This window comes from Microbacterium sp. LWS13-1.2, assembly GCF_040144835.1.
In the GTDB taxonomy this organism is placed as follows: domain Bacteria; phylum Actinomycetota; class Actinomycetes; order Actinomycetales; family Microbacteriaceae; genus Microbacterium.
Window position 1 is genome coordinate 2145791 of the sequence record NZ_CP151632.1, and the last position, 16578, is coordinate 2162368.

Sequence of the window (16578 nt, forward strand, 5' to 3'; positions counted from 1 at the left end):
CCCACGAACCGCCGCCGCGCGAGCGGCACGGTGTCGCGGTCCGGCATCCAACAGGTCAACCGGCCTTCCACAGGACATTCCGCCCACCAGTCCTCCTGTGGAGCGCCGGTTGACCTGTCGAAGGGCGCTCGACAGGAGATCGGATGCCGCACCCCGCGCTACCGCGGGAGCCGGTCGCCGATCAGCGCCAGGTTCTGGATCGCCGCGAGTCCGTACTGCGCGACGTCGTTGGTTCCGACCGTCGGCGCCTCGTCGACGGGGTTGAGCACTGCGGGCCCGTCGATGCGCCGCAGCACGAAGTCACGGCGGTGCACCAGCCACTCACCGATCCCATCGAACGCCTGCCATGCCGCATTCGCCAGCGCGTCGTCACCTCGGCTCGCCGCTGCGTAGGCGGTGAGCCGGCTGTGGGCCTGCTCGAGATGGATGCCGGTGAGTCGCTGCCCGACCGCGGCCTCCTGCTCGTCGGGTGAAGCGAGGTAGAGCCTGCAGTACTCGAGCCACGCGTCGCGGAAGCCGGGGACGTCGACCAGCGAGATGAGCTCGCTGCACACCTCGACGAGCCCGAACACGGCGCTCAGGTGCGACACGGCGATGCGTTCGCGCGCACTGTCGAATCGGCCGGCGTCGATGTCGTACAGCGCCTCGCCGGTGAGGAATCCGTGCGGAAGTGCGCCGATGTCGGCCATCGTGCCGAGCAGCCGGTCGCGCGAGCGCTCGTTGCCGGTGCGCTCCCAGTCGGCCAGCCACGTCGCCGCCAGCGCGCCCCAGTCGGTGCCGAGCCCCACCGCGAGCGCGGCGCGGTCGGGGCGGTAGGTCGCGGCATCCGTCCGCACCTTGCGGGTCGGATCGGTGTCGAGGAAGCGGGCGTCGCTGTCGCGCAGCTCGGTGAGCAGGTCGCCCACTCGCTCATCGGCGGTCAGGTAGTGGAAGATGCGTCGGTAGATCGGGCTCGAGATGCGCAGCTGCTTGGCGCTGCACCCCCAGTGCTGCACGTTGTGCCGAGAGCCGAGCCCTTGCCATCGACCCAGGTGGTAGACGTCCACCTCCCCGGTGTGGCGGGTCATCGCCTCGGCGAAGCGGAAGACGTCGGCGCGTCCGCTGCGCAGGTACGAGTACCACAGCCAGAGATCGGGCGAGAGCTCGCTGTTGTCCCACGCGTAGCCGCCCACGTCGTAGCGCCAGACGTGACGGTCCGCGTCGTAGGCGTGCATGACGTCGCCGTAGTTCCAGAAGCCGTACCAGCGGCGCTGATCGACCTGCCCGAGATAGAAGTCCAGCAGGAAGCCGACGCTGTCCTCGATCTCGGTGCGTGCCGGCGTCGAGCGGTCGACCGGCGCCCAGTCTCCGAACACGCCGACCGCGTGCAGGTGTTCCGGTGTGGGCTGCAGCAGCGGCGGTCGCTGCACCCGCTCGACGGCCGCGGCCACCTGCTCGATCGCCGGGGTCGCGGCATAAGCGAACAGCGTCAGCTCGTGCGTGCGCGCCACGCCGTGAGCGTCACCGAAGCCGGGCTCGTAGTCCTCGTAGGTGATCTCGAGGCCTTCGAGCTGCGTCGCGAAGTCGTCCTGGCCGAGTCCGTCGTGGTAGAACCGCAGATCCATCGGCCGAGCCTCGGGCGCGTACAGCCAGGCGGTGAGCTCCGCCTGATCGCCCGTCGCACCGCGCAGGTCGAGCTGGCCGGGATGGGACTGCCAGAACGAGCGGATGCCGACCCCGAGCCCGCCGGCCGGATCACTGATCCCGATGAGGCCTTCGGCACGCGTCCCCGCGCCGGCATCGATCCACGCGTGTCCGGGCGCGGTGCGCTTGCGGATCGCGAAGCCGTCGGCGCTGAGCTGGGTCAGCGTGAAGTCGCCCCACGCCGGGATGAGCTCGAGGCGCTCCGACACCTGCGGGTTCCAGCGCGCGGTCGGCGGCGTCGCCTCGCCGCGGATCTGAGCGCCGCGCACCTCGGCGCCGGGGTCGCGCCGCAGACCGGTGAGCCCGCGGACCGCCTCGGCGAAGAACCCGCCGTCAGCACCCGCGATCCGGACGTGGCGGTCGTGCAGCGGCGCCCGCAGCGGCACGTCGGCGCGCAGACCGAGCCCGGCCAGGAAGTCGTGCTCGGCATCCCCGTCCCACACCACCGTGTGCACGAGACGCATCTCAGCCGACCCGGCGACCACCACGAACCGGACGGTGAACGGGAGCCATTCGCGCGAACCGTCCTCGTCCCGGTGCGCGCCCACGACGCGGACGATCGCGCGGACCGGACCGTCCTGCTCCACGACGACCCTGTGCACCCGTGACCGGAACCGGCGGCGCGGGCCTGCCGCACCGTCCTCCGGCACGTCGTCCTGCAGCAGGCTCACCAGCCGGATGTCGCGGGCGACGATCCGCCCGTCGCGCACCACGCGGCGCGCGAGCGTGTCGATCGCGCCGTGCTCGGGGCGTGCGAACGCGAGCTCGATCACGCCGTTCGCGACCACGATCTCGTCCGCGTCCTCGCGTACGACCACGGACCCGGTCCCTGCGCCGGCGGCCGCCGTCTGCGGCGAGAGGTCGGTCACCACCTCATACGCACCGGGCGCGTCGAGCGCGCCGACCGCGCACCCCGCCCACTTGACCGAACCGTCCGGCCAGGTCGCCAGCAGCCAGAACTGCGCCGGCACGCTCTGACCACCCACCTGCCGCAGACCGAGCGCCGAGACGGACGCGACGGTGCCGCGCGGAAGAGGGACTCCCCAGGTGGCGCCGCCGGGGAGCTCTGCCGGCGGGGCGTCGTCGAGCCAGCGGAGCGGGACGGTCGAAGTGGTCACAGCGAGTGAACCTCCAGGTTGCGGTAGCGGGCGACGAGCGGCGACATCTGCCGGAATCCGATCCGGCCGTCGCGTATCCGGGGACCGGTGGACTCGTCATCGATCCAGTCGAACAGGGGCAGGCCGTCGATCGAGAACGAGACGCGAGCGGCATCCTTGACGACCTCGATGCGGTAGTACGAGTCCTTCGCATCCACCACCGGCGGCAGCGGATCGCCCCCCTGGCACACGAGGTGAAAGCCGGGCGACTTGCGCAGATTGCATGTGTGGAACGCGCGCTCGTCCTCCCATCGGCGGCGGAAGTACGACACATGAAGAGTCCGCAGGTCGCTCGAGTGGTACTGCGGGTAGACGCCGGTGCGATGCGCGACGCCATCGTCGAAGATGCCGCGCCCGCCGGTCGCCGCCGCACCGAAGAACAGCATGGCGAGACCCGGCTCTTCGCGGGGCGCGAAATCCCACGAGATGCGGACCCGGTCGGGGAAGACCTCGGGGCACCACAGCGTCCAGTGGTCGTCGAAGCCGCCCGAGCTCGACAGCGCCAGGCCGTCCTCGGTCGCGCGGACCGCCACCGGGCCCTCGGCGACCCATCCGTCCAGATCGGATGCCGCCGCCAGCGGATTGCGGTACAGCAGCGTCATCCCTTGACCGACCCGATCAGCATGCCCTTCGCGAAGTGCTTCTGCAGGAAGGGGTAGAACAGCACGATCGGCAGCGTCGCGACGATGATGACCGCGAACTTGATGCCCTGCGCGGGCGGCAGCTGCGTCGGATCCTGCTCCACGACCGACAGGTCGGTGGCGACGGTCACCTGACGCAGGAACATCTGCAGCGTCCACATCGAGTTGTCGTTGAGGTACAGCAGCGGCGACATGAAGTCGTTCCAGATCCCGACCGCGTAGAAGAGCGCGAACGTCGCGAGCACCGGCTTCGACAGCGGCAGCACGATGTTCCACAGCGTCTGCAGCTCGTTCGCGCCGTCGATCTTCGCGGACTCCTCCAGCTCGGCGGGAAGCTGCTGGAAGAAGTTCTTGATGATGATGAGGCTGAACGGGTTGATCGCCATCGGGAGGATCAGCGCCCAGTAGTTGTTGAGCAGGCCGAGGTCCTTCACCACCAGGAACGTCGGGATCATCCCGCCCCCGAACACCATCGTGAAGACGATCAGCGAGAGGATCAGACGGCCGCCCGGCAGGTTGGCCTTGCTCAGTGGATAGGCCATCGTCGCGGTCAGCGCCAGCTGGACCGCGGTGCCCACGGCCGTCACCACGATCGTCGTGATGAGTGCCCGCACGAAGGCGGGGCTCGTGAAGATCGCCTCGTACGCGTCGAGCGAGAACGTCTCCGGCCACAGGAAGAACGAGCGCGTCGCCAGTTCGGCCTCGGTCGCGAACGACCCGGCGAGGACGTAGACGAAGGGCACGAGCGCGACGATGCCGATCCCCGTGAGGAGCACGACGTTGAACACGTCGAACACGCGGCCGGCGGGAGTGTTGAACCGGTACTTCTCGCGAGCCATCAGAAGATCCCTACCTGGTTGAAGCGCTTGGCGACCCAGTTCGCCCCGAAGATGAGCACGACGCCGACGACCGCCTTGAACAGGCCCACAGCGGTGCTGTAGCTGTAGGAGCCCTGCGTGATGCCCATGAAGTAGACGTACGTGTCGAAGACGTCGGCCACCGATCGGTTGAGCGAGTTGGTCATGAGGTAGATCTGCTCGAACCCGGTGTTGAGGATCTGCCCCATCTGCAGCACGAGCATCACGATGATCGTGGGCATGATCGAGGGGATCGTGATGTGCCACACCCGCTGGAAGCGGCCCGCGCCGTCGATGATCGCGGCCTCGTACTGCGCCTGGTCGACACCGGCCAGCGCGGCCAGGAAGATGATGGTGCCCCACCCGGTGTTCTTCCAGATGTCCTGCAGGACGATGATCGGCCGGAACCACGCCGGATCGGCGAGGAAGTTGATGTCGGTGCCGAGGATGCCGTTGATCAGCTGGAGCAGCGGGCCGATGTCGAGTGCGAACAGCAGGTAGGTCAGCGACGCCACCACGGTCCACGACAGGAAGTGGGGCACGTAGATGAGCGTCTGCGTCGTGCGCTTGAGGATCGTCAGGCGCATCTCGTTGAGCAGCAGCGCCACGATGATCGTCAGCGGAAACGCGATCAGCAGCGACAGCAGCGCGAGGATGATCGTGTTCCCGAGCAGACGCGGGAAGTCGGGGCTCGCGAAGAAGTCCTCGAAGTGCGCGAATCCGACCCAGGGGCTGTCGGCGATGCCGAGGAAGGGGACGTAGTCCTTGAAGGCGATGATCGCGCCGTACATCGGCCAGTACCGGAACAGCAGGAAGTAGACGATGCCGGGTACGAGCAGAAGGTAGAGCCACTTGAACTGGGTGAAGTGGACGCGAACGCCGCGACGGCGCCGGCTCTGCTTCTCTACGGTCAGCGTCTCGGTCGCCGTGACGGCGGTGTCGAGCATTGCCATGGATGGGCCTCTCGGTCAGTGCCGGGGATGACGGGCGCGCAGGCACCCGTCATCCCCGGCCCGGCGATCAGGAGTCGGCGTCGGCCAGCTCGTTGATCTCGGCGATGATGTCGTCGCCGCCGCTGGAGCGCCACAGCTCGACGGCGTCCTCGAGCCCGTCGAGGTCGATCTGACCCGCGATGTACTGGATGCGCGCATCGGCGACGATGGTGTCCAGCTGGGCGCCCTTCGAGACGTATGTCGGCGACACGTAGGGCGCTGCCGGGTCGAACTGGGCCGACTCGAGGTCGGCCGTCTCGATCTCCTTGCGCTTGTCGTACATCTCCTGCTCGTACTCCGACGGCTGCTTGGGCAGATACCCCTGGAAGCCGTTGACGTTGGTGCCGAGCTGTGCGTACGCGCCGACGGTGTCCTTCAGCGCCTGCGGCACGTCGTCCACGGCGACGGCAAGATCGCCGTCCAGGGTGTAGGTGACATCTTCGATGCCGTTGTTGAGGATCGGCCCCGCCTCTGCCGAGTTGAGCTCGTTCAGCACCTCGAGCACGCCGCGCAGCTCCGCCTCGGTGCGCACCTGCGCCTTGGGGATCGCGAGGAAGCCGCTGTAGCCCGAGGTGGGCAGCGCGTACAGCTCGCCGTCAGGCCCGGTCAGGTTGCCGGTGACGTCGACATAGTTCTCGAAGTTGTCGGGATCCGACTGCTTGACCAGGCTGATCAGCTGGCCGACGCGCGAGTGGACGTCGATGATGATGCCGCCCTTGCCGGTGAGGAACGGCTCGTTCCACTTCGCGGAGTCGAACGTCGCGTAGTCGGGGTTGACGACGCCCTCCTCGACCAGCTGCCGCTCGAACTGCACGGCCTCGAACCACTCGTCGGTGGTGAAGTTCGGCACGAGCTCTCCGTCGCGCTCGGTCCAGCGGGTGCCTGCGCCGTACCAGGTCTCGATCGCGTCCCACGGGCTGTTCGTGCCGATGGTGCCGGGCCACTTCGGGATGATGAGACCGTAGGTGTCGTCCGTCCCGTTGCCGTCGGGATCGTCCTCGGTGAAGGCCTTCGCGATCTCGTAGAGGTCCTCGGTCGTCTCGGGCAGCTCGAGTCCGACGTTCTCGAGCCAGTCCTTGCGGATGATGACGGCCTCCCGCATGACGTCGCGGGCGCGGAAGACGCCGTACACCTTGCCGTTCACGCTCGACGCCCGCTGCACCTCGGGGAAGGTGGTCTTGAGGTTCTCGTAGTCGTCGAGATAGTCGGTGAGGTCCCAGAACGCCCCGGCCTCCGCGTTGCGGACGAACCCGGGGTCCTTGCCCTGGATCACCATCACCTGGGGAAGATCGTCGCCGGCGAGCGTGATGTTGACCTTGTCGCCGTAAGAGGCATTCGGCACCCACGTCATGTCCAGATCGACGCCGATGACATCCTCGACGGCGGCCTCGATCTCGTTGTCCTCCTCGGGGGCGTTGGTGCTGAGGAACGGCGCCATGATCGACAGGCTCTCGAGCTTCGCGGCATCCGTGCTGTTCGCGTCATCGGCGCCGGTTCCGCTCCCGGAGCAACCGGTGAGGGCGAGGGCGGCGACGACGGCGATGCCGACGCCGACGAGCGGCTTGCTGTGGTTCATTGCAGAACTCCTTCGTTCGGGGGTGGGGATTTTCTCTGGGGAGGTGGACGGAGAGGATCAGGAAGAGGGGACCGCGCGGCGACGCGGTCGGCGACGGCGCGGTCATTGGCGGTGAAGAACGAGAGGCACATGACCGTGCTGAGCGTCAGCCACGCCCCCACCGTCAGGAACGGGACGATCCCGGGCAGGATGCTGCCGACCGCCGCGATCGCGACGGCTCCCAGCAGCAGCAGGACTACGTGGAGGACGTTGCGCATCGCCCAGCGGCTCGCGGTGAGGAGGTAGGCGCGGAGCGGCAGTTCGTAGTGGACGTACAGCGGGACCGAGACAGCGGTGATCAGGAAGGCTGCGGCCAGTGCGACGACGGTCGAGACGCCGAGCACTGAGCCGACGGTCCCGGCTGCGAGCTGCCCGGCGGCGCCGACCGCCAGCATCCCGGTCACGAGGAATCCGACGCCGAGCGCGACGTTCGCCTTCCGCAGATCGCGGCGCCATGCGGCGGCGAAGGACCGTGCCACCGGGAACACCTCGCCCCGGAGGCGTCGCCGTGTGAGGTCAGCGGCGGCGGTGCTCGAGGGCACGACGCCGAACAGGATGCCCCCGGCGAGAGCGAACACCCACCACAGCGCGTTGACGTACGCCATCCACCACACCCAGTCGAAGACGGCGTGAGCACGCAGGGCCCACGTCGGCATGGCAGACGAATGGTCCGTCATCACATCTCCATCGTTGTGGGCGAGAGGCACCGACCGGGAATACGTTTTCCCGGCAAAGCCACGAGTAACGTAACCGCAGCCGCGGGCGGAGTCAACTCGTCGACCCGTCGGAAGTGAAACGTCTCATGCAAATCTCAGAAACGTTTCGACGATTGCGCACCGAGTCCGGGCCGGCTGCGCGGCGCCGACGGCGGCCGGCGACTGGGACCGTGCACGGCCCCGAGCGCAGAAGCCGCGTCAAGCGTTACTGAATCGTTTAAATTTGTGCGGAGAATGGCTTGCGAAACGTTTTTAGACGGGGTACCGTTGCGGGCAAGCGCTTTCCAGCACCGCATGTTCCGTACCACGGATGCGCCTACACCGCACTTACAGACGACGAACGTCTCACGCGGAGAAGCGAACGCAGACGTTCACAAGGAGGACAAGGATGTTCAGCAAGAAGCGGGCCCTCGCCGGAGCCGCGGTCGCGGCCAGCGCCGCCCTGGTGCTCGCCGGCTGCGCCGGCGGCAGCAACGAGACCCCCGACGCGGCTCCCACGTTCGACCCGAACGAGGAGGTCACCCTCAACCTCGCGTTCTGGGGCAACGACGTGCGCGCCGACCTCTACAACGAGGCGATCGTCGCGTTCAACGAGGAGTTCCCCAACATCACGGTCAACTCCACGTTCCTCACCTTCCCCGAGTTCTGGGAGAAGCGGCAGACCGAGGCGGCCGGCGGCAACCTCCCCGACGTGATGCAGTTCGACTACTCCTACCTGCGTCAGTACGCCGAGAACAACCTGCTGCTCGATCTCGACCCGTACCTCGGCAACATCATCGAGACCGACCCGCTGCCCGAGAACATCCTCGACATCGGCGTCGTCAACGACACGACCTACGGCATCACCACGTCCACCAACGCGTGGGGCCTCTTCACCAACCCGGTCCTCCTCGAGAACGCCGGCGTCGCAGAGTTCGAAGGCGGCAGCTGGGACGACTACGCCGAGTGGATGGGCGAGGTCACCGACGGCGCGGGCGGCGAGTTCTGGGGTGGGTCCGACTTCACCGGCCGCATCCAGAACTTCGAGCTGCAGTTGCGCGCCGAGGGCCAGAACGTCTTCAACGAGGACGGCACGCCCGGCTTCGACGAGGAGCGCCTGACGGAGTTCTGGGAGTCTGGTCAGGACATCCGCGACGGCATCGGCATCCCCCAGCAGCGCGTCGCGGAGGTCGCGCCGAAGGGCGCCTTCGACAGCGCGCTGACGGCGAGCGAGCTCACGTGGGACAACTTCGGCGCCGGCTACCTCGCCGGCCTCGGCGAGGGATACACCGAGCTCGGCCTGATCGCTCCCCCGGTGACGGAGGAAGGCGCGAAGGACTTGTACCTGAAGCCCTCGATGCTCCACACGATCTCGGCCAGCACCGAGCACCCCGAGGCGGCGGCGACGCTCGTCAACTTCCTCGTGAACTCGCCGGAGTCGGGCGAGATCTTCGGCACCAACCGCGGCCTGCCGGCCTCGGAGACCGCCCTCGCCGCGGCCGAGCTCGACCCGCTCAGCCAGCAGGTCAAGGACTACGAGGCCTCGATCGCCGACCGCCTGGGCGACGCCCCGCCGGTGCCGATCGTCGGCTACGGCACCCTCGAGGAGAAGTTCCGCCAGCTCGGTGAGGAACTGAACTTCGGCACGGTCACCGTTGATGACGCGGTCTCGCAGTTCTTCGCCGAGATGGACGTCGTCCTCAACCAGTGACAGCTTTCCGGGCACCACTCCCAAACCCGTATCGGAGAGTCTCGTGAGCACCACAGCGACCAGAGTCATCGTGACCGGTGAGAAGTCATCGCGTCGTTCCCTGTTCCGCCGGTCCCGGCCGGAACGGACGGATCGTCCGGGCATGCGACAGCGTGCCGTGAAGGAGACGGTCGCCGGCTACGGGTTCCTCGTGCCGTGGCTGGTGGGGTTCTTCGGCCTCACGCTGATCCCGATGGCGTACTCGCTGTACCTGTCGTTCACGAGCTACAACATCTTCAGCCCGCCGAAGTGGATCGGCTTCGACAACTACATCCGGATGTTCACGTCGGACCCGGCGTTCATCCAGTCCGCGCAGATCACGCTGATCTACGTGGTGGTCGGCACCCCGATCACCCTCGCCGCGGCACTCGCGGTGGCCATGCTCCTGAACTACCGCGACAAGGGCGCCGGGTTCTTCCGGTCCGCCTTCTACGCCCCGTCGCTCATCGGCGGATCCGTGTCGGTCGCGATCGTGTGGCGGGCGATGTTCGCCAGCGATGGCCCGGTCGACAACGGCCTGTCGGCGATCGGCATCGACCTGGGCGGCTGGATCGGCAACCCCGCACTGGTGCTGCCCGCGATGATCCTCCTCGCGATCTGGCAGTTCGGCGCCACCATGGTCATCTTCCTCGCCGGCCTCAAGCAGATCCCCAAGGAGCTCTACGAGGCGGCCGAGATGGACGGCGCCGGCGCCTGGCACCGGTTCCGCGCCGTCACCCTGCCGATGCTGTCGCCGGTGATCTTCTTCAACCTGCTGCTCGGCCTGATCGGCGCGTTCCAGGTGTTCGCGTCGGCGTACATCATCTCGAACGGCACCGGCGGCCCCGCCGGGATGACGAACTTCATCACCCTGTACCTCTACAAGCGCGGCTTCAGCGACGGCCAGATGGGCTACGCGGCCGCCATCGCCTGGGTGCTGCTGATCGTCGTCGCCGTCATCGCCTTCATCCTCTTCCGCACCCAGCGAAGCTGGGTCCACTACGCCGGAGACAACCGATGAGCACCACAAGTTTCGGCGAACCCGCCATCGCCACCCTCGAGAACCAGGTCGACGCCACCCCCCGCGCCCCGCGCCGCAAGGTCAAGCGCAAGACCTGGCAGACCGTCATCTGGTTCATCGTGCTCATCGCGGTCACCGCGGTCGTGCTCTACCCGCTGGTATGGCTGCTGTTCGCCACCTTCAAGCCCAACAGCGAGTTCGGCTCCAACATGGGCCTCATCCCGAACGCGCCCACCATCGACAACTACACCAAGGTGTTCGAGGGCATCGCCGGGGTGCCGATGTGGCGGTTCTTCCTGAACTCGTTCATCATCGCCGCCGGCTCCGTGATCGGCGTGCTGCTGTCCTCGTCGCTCGCCGCCTACGCGTTCGCCCGCATCCAGTTCAAGGGCCTCAGCGTGCTGTTCGCCGCGATGATCGGCACCCTGCTGCTGCCGTTCCACGTCGTGATCATCCCGCAGTACATCATCTTCAACCGGCTCGACATGATCGACACCTTCTGGCCGCTGCTGCTGCCGAAGTTCCTCGCCACCGAAGCGTTCTTCGTGTTCCTGCTCGTCCAGTTCATCCGCCAGATGCCCCGCGACATGGACGAAGCCGCCCGCATCGACGGCGCCGGCCACATGCGCATCTTCTGGTCGATCATCCTGCCGCTGATCAAGCCCGCCCTGATCACCTGCTCGATCTTCGCGTTCATCTGGGCCTGGAACGACTTCCTCGGACCCCTGCTGTACCTCACCAGCCCCGAGAACTACCCGCTGCCGATCGCGCTGCGCCTCTACAACGACCAGACCTCGGTCAGCGACTACGGCGCCACCGTCACCGCGTCGTTCATCGCCCTCATCCCCGTCCTGCTCTTCTTCCTCGTGTTCCAGCGCTTCCTCGTCGACGGCGTCGCCACACAGGGCCTCAAGGGCTGACGGACCCAGGAAAGAGACCGCACATGAACCGCCGAGAACTCCGCGCCGCGCGCCGGGCCGACGCCTCCGGCAGCGGCCCCACGCTCGACGAGCGCGAGCCCGCCCGCTACCCGGGCGCGAAGGGCGCCTTCGCCCTGTTCGGCGAGGTGCTGCTGATCGGGCTGCTGGTGACCGCCGCCGGGATCCTCGTCGTCACGCTGCCCGCGGCACTGGCCGCCGGCATCCGGCACCTCCGCCGCTATGTGAACGCCGAGCAGTCGCATGCGCGGACGTTCTGGCAGGACTGGCGTGCCGCGCTCCCCGGTGGCCTGGTCGTCGGCATCGCAGCCGTCGCGCTGACGCTCCTGCTGCTGCTCGACATCGACCTGGCGAACTCGGGCGCACTGCCCGGCGGCGCCCTGATCTCGATCGTCGGGTGGCTGGGACTGGTCGCCGGCGCCGTCGCCCTGCTCGTGGCGGCGGGCGCGTGGATACCCGAGCGCGGCTGGCGGGGCGCTGTCCGCGGCATCCCGTCCGCTCTCGCGGCCGATCCTGTCGGCGCGCTGTACCTCGCGGCGGCGGCGGTGCTCGTCGGCGTGATGACGTGGATGCTCGCCCCGCTCATCGTCGCCGGCCTCGGCTGCGCCGCCTTCGCGGTCGTCGCGGTCCCCGCGCGCCGCGGCCGTCGCTGACACGGCCTCCGAACCCCGCTGCACCATCCAGACAGGAGCTGCTCGACGTGCTGTACGGCGCCGATTACAACCCCGACCAGTGGCCCGAAGACGTGTGGGACGACGATGTGCGCCTCATGCAGGAGGCCGGTGTCAACATCGTGAGCCTCGGCATCTTCGCGTGGTCGCGCATCCAGCCCGCCGAGGACGCGTGGGACTTCGCGTGGCTCGACACCGTCATCGAGAAGCTGCACGCGGGCGGCATCGCGGTGAACCTCGCGACCGCCACCGCGTCTCCCCCGCCGTGGGTGAGCGCCACCTACCCCGAGACCCTGCCCGCCGACGAGTCCGGCGCGTCGTACTGGCCGGGAAGCCGCCAGCACTTCGCCCCGTCGTCGCCGACGTACCGGCGCCTCGCCGGCGAGCTCGTGCGACGCCTCGGCGAGCGCTACGCCCACCACCCCGCCGTCGTGATGTGGCACGTGGGCAACGAGTTCGGCTGCCACCTCTGGATGGACTTCTCGGATGCCGCGCGCGACGCGTACCGCGTGTGGCTCGAGGGCCGGTACGCCACGATCGACGCGCTCAACGCGGCATGGGGGACGAACTTCTGGTCGCAGCGCTACGGCGCCTTCGACGAGATCTTCCCGCCGCGTCTCGCTCCCTACAGCCACAACCCGTCGTCGATGCTCGACTGGCGGCGCTTCACCAGCGACATGCTGCTCGAGTGCTACCTCATGGAGCGCGAGATCCTGCAGCGCGCCGGCGCCACGCAGCCGATCACCACGAACTTCATGGGCCCGTTCAAGCCGGCGGACTACCGCAAGTGGGCGCCGTTCATGGACGTCATCGCGGACGACTGCTACCCCGACCCCGCCAACCCGCACCGCGTGCGCGACGCTGCCTTCCAGCGCGACCTCATCCGCTCGCTCAAACCCGGCGTGCCGTGGCTGCTCTGGGAGCAGGCGACGGATTCCGTGAACTGGCGTCCCGCCAACCCGGGCAAGCGCCCCGGCGCGCTCATGGCCGAGACCGCGCAGTCCGTCGCGCGCGGCGCCGACGGCATCATGTTCTTCCAGTGGCGCCAGTCCCGCGCGGGCAGCGAGAAGTTCCACTCGGCGATGCTGCCCCACGCCGGCACCGAGACGCGCACCTGGGACGCCGTGACCGAGCTCGGCGCACGCCTGGCCGCGCTGCCGGAGCTTCCGGCGCCCGGCCGCGACGCCCAGGTCGCGCTGGTCTTCGACTGGGAGAACTGGTGGGCCGTCGAGGAGCGCGACCACCCGACCGAGGTCGACTATCTGGCGCTCGTGCTGGAGTGGTACGGCGCGTTCCACGCGCGCAACATCCAGGTCGACATCGTCGGCCCCGAAGAAGTCGACGACACCTATCGTCTGGTGGTCGCCCCCGCCCTGTACCTGCTCCGCGATGAGGGCGCAGCCGCGCTCGCACGCTTCGTCCACGACGGCGGAACGCTCCTCACCGGCCCCTTCACCGACATCGTCGACGAGCACGACCAGTTCCGCGACGGTGGATTCCTGACGCAGCTCGGCCCCGTGCTCGGCCTGCGGTTCGAGGACTTCGGCGCGCTCGCGGGATCCTCGGCGAGCGCCGGCGGCGTGGGCGCCCTGAGCACCGACGCCGTCCGCGCCGCGCGCACCGCCGCCGCGGCGGGCACCGTGACATTCGGCCTCGATGGCGCCGAGCAGCGCGGCCGCCTGGTGGCCGAGAGCGTCCACGCGGGCGGAGCAGACGTCGTCGCCTCGTTCGAGTCCGGCCTGCAGGCAGGATCGCCCGCCCTCACGCGTCACCGCTACGGTTCCGGCGAAGCCTGGTACGTCGCCACTGTGCCTGTCGGTGATGCGCCGGTGAGCGACGGACGTTCGGCCGGCGGGCGCGAGACCGACGCGCTCGACGCCGTCGTTGCGACCGTGGTCGCGGCATCCGGTGTCCGTCCCGTCGTCGAGGGACTGCCCGCCGGGGTCGAGGCAGCGCGTCGGGGCGACCTCGTCACCCTCATCAACCACGGCGAAGAGCGGGTCGAGATCGCGATCGACGGAACGGATGCCGAGACCGGTGTCGTCGTCGACCGCGTGGTGCTCGACGCGCAGGGCGTCGCCTTCGTCACCGCACCGGTGACCGCCGGCCCCGACCACGCCCCCTCATCCGCCGCGCGCGATGCCCTGAGCGTTTCCTGACCCCATCCCGATCACGACTGGAGCACCCTGATGCCCGCACCTCGCACCCTGTTCGCGGCAGCCGCCCTGACCGCCGGCGCCGCCCTCGTCCTCGCCGCCTGCGCCGGCGGCGAGCCCGACGACGCGGCCGCGTTCGACCCCGACGAGAAGGTCACCCTCGACTTCGCGTTCTGGGGCAACGACGACCGCGCGACCCGTTACAACGACCTGATCGCGGCGTTCAACGAGGAGTACCCGAACATCACGATCAACACCTCGTTCACCGACTTCCCGAGCTTCTGGGAGAAGCGGCAGACCGAGGCCGCGGGCGGCGGACTGCCCGACGTGTTCCAGTTCTCCGACAGCTACCTGCGCCAGTACGCCGAGTCGGGCAACCTGCTCGACCTCGGCGAGGTGTCGGACTACATCGACACGACCACGTTCGATGAGTCGCTGCTGGGCACGGGCGCGCTCGACGACGTGCAGTACTCGCTCCCCACCGGCTACAGCCTGTGGGCGAACTTCGTGAACGACGACCTCGTCGCACAGGCGGGCGTCGAGGCGCCCGAGGGCGGCACCAGCTTCGCCGACTTCGACGACTGGATGGCCGACGTCACCGACGCCACGGGCGGCGCGGTCTACGGCGGCACCGACTACACGCAGCGCATCCAGGTGTTCGAGCTGGTGCTCCGCGCCAACGGCGGCAACCTGTACACCGACGACGGCGAGCTCGGCTTCACCGAGGACGAGCTGCGGGACTTCTGGGAGTCCGGCGCCGACATCCGCGACGGTGTCACGGTGCCGCAGCAGAAGCTCGAGGAGCTCTCGCCCAAGTCGGGCTTCGGCGCCGCCATCACCGCGAGCGAGATGAGCTGGAGCAACTTCCTCGGCGGGTACCTCGCCGACTCGGGCGCCTCGTCCATCTCGATCGTCGCTCCGCCGACCGCGGAGGAGGGCTCGAAGGACCTCTACCGTCAGGCGGGCCTGCAGGTCGCGATCGCGAAGAACACCGAGCACCCCGAGGCCGCGGCCCTCTTCCTCGACTTCGTGGTGAACAGCCCCGAGGCCGGCGAGATCTTCGGCACCACGCTCGGCTTCCCCGCCTCGTCGTCGAAGCTCGAGGGCACGACCCTCGAGGGCGCCGACAAGCAGGTCGCCGACTACATCGAGTCCGCCGCCGACCGCATCGGCGACGCCCCGCCCGTCCCGGTCGTCGGCTACGGCTCGCTCGAGCAGACCTTCTGGGACCTCGGCAAGTCGATCGGCCTCGGCGCGCTCTCGGTCGACGACGCCGTGACGCAGTTCTTCTCGGAGGCGGACGCCATCCTGGGCTGAGCCTGTCGAACGCAGGAAGACGGATGCCGCGGCCTCGTGCCGCGGCATCCGTCTTTCGCCTAGCGGGGTCGATGCCCGCGCAGATCAGTCGGTGTGCACGGCCACCGAGACGCGCTCGGTGGCAGACCTCTGCGCGGCGTCGGCGAGCACCAGCGCGGCACGGCCGTCCTCGAAGGTCGGGCTCGTCGAGGCGTCGCCGCGCACCAGGGCGACGAAGGCCTCGAGCTCGGCGGCGTACGCGTCGGCATAGCGCTGCAGGAAGAAGTCCTCGAACGGCGCTCGCGCGTCCACCCGCTCGGACGTCGAGAGGCTGACCAGGCTGGTCGAGCGGTTGGCCACCTGCAGCGAGCCCACCGCGCCGAAGGCCTCCAGCCGCTGGTCGTACCCGACCGCGCTGTGGCGCGAGTTGATGATGGTGACGACGGCGCCCGAGGCCGCGCGCAGCGTCACGACGGCCGTGTCGAAGTCGCCGTGCTCGCGCGCGCCGGCATCGAAGGTGGTCGTGCCGACGGCCGTCACCTCGACGATGTCGGGCAGGAAGAAACGGGCCATGTCGAAGTCGTGGATCGTCATGTCGCGGAAGATTCCGCCCGACACCCCGATGTAGGCGGCCGGCGGCGCGGCCGGATCACGGCTGATGATCGTGAGCTGCTCGAGAGCGCCGATCTCGCCCGCCGCGACCCGCGCCTGCACCTCGGCGAACGCGGGGTCGAAGCGGCGGTTGAATCCCAGCGCGACGGGCACGCCGGCGGCCGCGACCTTCGGGCGCAGCGCGTCGACGCGGGCGATGTCGAGGTCGATCGGCTTCTCGCAGAACACCGGGATGCCGCGATCGACCGCCCGCGCGATGAGGTCGACGTGGGTCGGGGTGGGCGAGGCGATGAGCACCGCATCCACGTCGGCGGCCGCGAACAGCTCGTCGGCGGCATCCGTCACCCGACCGCCGAAGCGTTCGGCCACGGCGTGCGCGCCGTCGACCATCGGGTCGGCGACCCAGGAGAGCACGGTGTCGGGACCGGCGGCGATGTTCGTGGCATGGACCTGGCCGATGCGACCGGTGCCGATCAGGCCGAAGCGGAGGGGGGCGTCGGTCACGGTGGTGTCCT

13 protein-coding genes are annotated in these 16578 nt (G+C 68.8%); 6 read left to right on the forward strand and 7 right to left on the reverse strand.

Annotated elements, in window-relative coordinates; translation table 11 throughout:
• Nucleotides 1-158: 158 nt before the first annotated feature.
• The 6 genes from MRBLWS13_RS10185 to MRBLWS13_RS10210 form a co-directional block, all read right to left on the reverse strand.
• Entirely contained in the window at nt 159-2801 is a 2643-nt protein-coding gene (locus MRBLWS13_RS10185; RefSeq protein ID WP_349428930.1) for a Tat pathway signal sequence domain protein, read from the reverse strand.
• Nucleotides 2798-3442 carry a DUF1961 family protein gene (locus MRBLWS13_RS10190; protein WP_349428931.1) on the reverse strand — a complete coding sequence of 215 codons (645 nt, stop codon included), beginning with the start codon at nt 3440-3442 and terminating at the stop codon, nt 2798-2800. Before MRBLWS13_RS10190 ends, MRBLWS13_RS10185 begins: the two co-directional genes overlap by 4 nt.
• On the reverse strand, nt 3439-4320 hold the full coding sequence (locus MRBLWS13_RS10195) for a carbohydrate ABC transporter permease (RefSeq protein WP_349428932.1): 882 nt from the start codon (nt 4318-4320) through the stop codon (nt 3439-3441). The genes MRBLWS13_RS10190 and MRBLWS13_RS10195 overlap by 4 nt, the downstream gene beginning before the upstream one ends.
• Entirely contained in the window at nt 4320-5291 is a 972-nt protein-coding gene (locus MRBLWS13_RS10200) for an ABC transporter permease subunit (protein ID WP_349428933.1), read from the reverse strand. Before MRBLWS13_RS10200 ends, MRBLWS13_RS10195 begins: the two co-directional genes overlap by 1 nt.
• A gap of 67 nt (nt 5292-5358) precedes the next feature.
• The gene (locus MRBLWS13_RS10205; protein ID WP_349428934.1) at nt 5359-6906 is read right to left on the reverse strand and encodes an extracellular solute-binding protein; all 1548 of its coding nucleotides are present in this window, start codon (nt 6904-6906) and stop codon (nt 5359-5361) included.
• The gene (locus MRBLWS13_RS10210; protein WP_349428935.1) at nt 6903-7601 is read right to left on the reverse strand and encodes a DUF624 domain-containing protein; all 699 of its coding nucleotides are present in this window, start codon (nt 7599-7601) and stop codon (nt 6903-6905) included. The genes MRBLWS13_RS10205 and MRBLWS13_RS10210 overlap by 4 nt, the downstream gene beginning before the upstream one ends.
• A 448-nt stretch (nt 7602-8049) precedes the next feature.
• Here MRBLWS13_RS10210 and MRBLWS13_RS10215 point away from each other — a divergent pair, with 448 nt between their 5' ends.
• The 6 genes from MRBLWS13_RS10215 to MRBLWS13_RS10240 all read left to right on the forward strand — a co-directional run bounded on the left by MRBLWS13_RS10215 (nt 8050) and on the right by MRBLWS13_RS10240 (nt 15472).
• Entirely contained in the window at nt 8050-9351 is a 1302-nt protein-coding gene (locus MRBLWS13_RS10215; RefSeq protein WP_349428936.1) for an extracellular solute-binding protein, read from the forward strand.
• 142 nt (nt 9352-9493) lie between these two features.
• Nucleotides 9494-10390 carry a sugar ABC transporter permease gene (locus tag MRBLWS13_RS10220; protein ID WP_349428937.1) on the forward strand — a complete coding sequence of 299 codons (897 nt, stop codon included), beginning with the start codon at nt 9494-9496 and terminating at the stop codon, nt 10388-10390.
• Nucleotides 10387-11310, forward strand: a complete 924-nt coding sequence (locus MRBLWS13_RS10225; protein WP_308868713.1) for a carbohydrate ABC transporter permease — start codon at nt 10387-10389, stop codon at nt 11308-11310. The genes MRBLWS13_RS10220 and MRBLWS13_RS10225 overlap by 4 nt, the downstream gene beginning before the upstream one ends.
• Before the next feature lie 23 nt (nt 11311-11333).
• Nucleotides 11334-11981, forward strand: coding sequence for a DUF624 domain-containing protein (locus MRBLWS13_RS10230; protein WP_349428938.1), 648 nt, complete (start codon nt 11334-11336; stop codon nt 11979-11981).
• Between the two features lie 47 nt (nt 11982-12028).
• Entirely contained in the window at nt 12029-14158 is a 2130-nt protein-coding gene (locus tag MRBLWS13_RS10235) for a beta-galactosidase (RefSeq protein ID WP_349428939.1), read from the forward strand.
• A gap of 30 nt (nt 14159-14188) precedes the next feature.
• Nucleotides 14189-15472 carry an extracellular solute-binding protein gene (locus MRBLWS13_RS10240; protein WP_349428940.1) on the forward strand — a complete coding sequence of 428 codons (1284 nt, stop codon included), beginning with the start codon at nt 14189-14191 and terminating at the stop codon, nt 15470-15472.
• An 84-nt stretch (nt 15473-15556) separates the two neighbouring features.
• On the opposite strand, the gene iolG is transcribed toward MRBLWS13_RS10240, so the two are convergent.
• Nucleotides 15557-16567, reverse strand: coding sequence for an inositol 2-dehydrogenase (gene iolG, locus MRBLWS13_RS10245; protein ID WP_349428941.1), 1011 nt, complete (start codon nt 16565-16567; stop codon nt 15557-15559).
• Between the last annotated feature and the right edge of the window lie 11 nt (nt 16568-16578).

What these genes read in the sequence shown, in the direction of transcription:
- MRBLWS13_RS10225 (WP_308868713.1), top strand. Translation starts at nt 10,387, where the DNA reads ATGAGCACCACAAGTTTCGGCGAACCCGCCATCGCCACCCTCGAGAAC.
- MRBLWS13_RS10200 (WP_349428933.1), bottom strand. Translation starts at nt 5,291, where the DNA reads ATGGCAATGCTCGACACCGCCGTCACGGCGACCGAGACGCTGACCGTA.
- MRBLWS13_RS10230 (WP_349428938.1), top strand. Translation starts at nt 11,334, where the DNA reads ATGAACCGCCGAGAACTCCGCGCCGCGCGCCGGGCCGACGCCTCCGGC.
- MRBLWS13_RS10190 (WP_349428931.1), bottom strand. Translation starts at nt 3,442, where the DNA reads ATGACGCTGCTGTACCGCAATCCGCTGGCGGCGGCATCCGATCTGGAC.
- MRBLWS13_RS10195 (WP_349428932.1), bottom strand. Translation starts at nt 4,320, where the DNA reads ATGGCTCGCGAGAAGTACCGGTTCAACACTCCCGCCGGCCGCGTGTTC.
- MRBLWS13_RS10220 (WP_349428937.1), top strand. Translation starts at nt 9,494, where the DNA reads ATGCGACAGCGTGCCGTGAAGGAGACGGTCGCCGGCTACGGGTTCCTC.
- MRBLWS13_RS10240 (WP_349428940.1), top strand. Translation starts at nt 14,189, where the DNA reads ATGCCCGCACCTCGCACCCTGTTCGCGGCAGCCGCCCTGACCGCCGGC.
- MRBLWS13_RS10215 (WP_349428936.1), top strand. Translation starts at nt 8,050, where the DNA reads ATGTTCAGCAAGAAGCGGGCCCTCGCCGGAGCCGCGGTCGCGGCCAGC.
- MRBLWS13_RS10210 (WP_349428935.1), bottom strand. Translation starts at nt 7,601, where the DNA reads ATGCCGACGTGGGCCCTGCGTGCTCACGCCGTCTTCGACTGGGTGTGG.
- MRBLWS13_RS10205 (WP_349428934.1), bottom strand. Translation starts at nt 6,906, where the DNA reads ATGAACCACAGCAAGCCGCTCGTCGGCGTCGGCATCGCCGTCGTCGCC.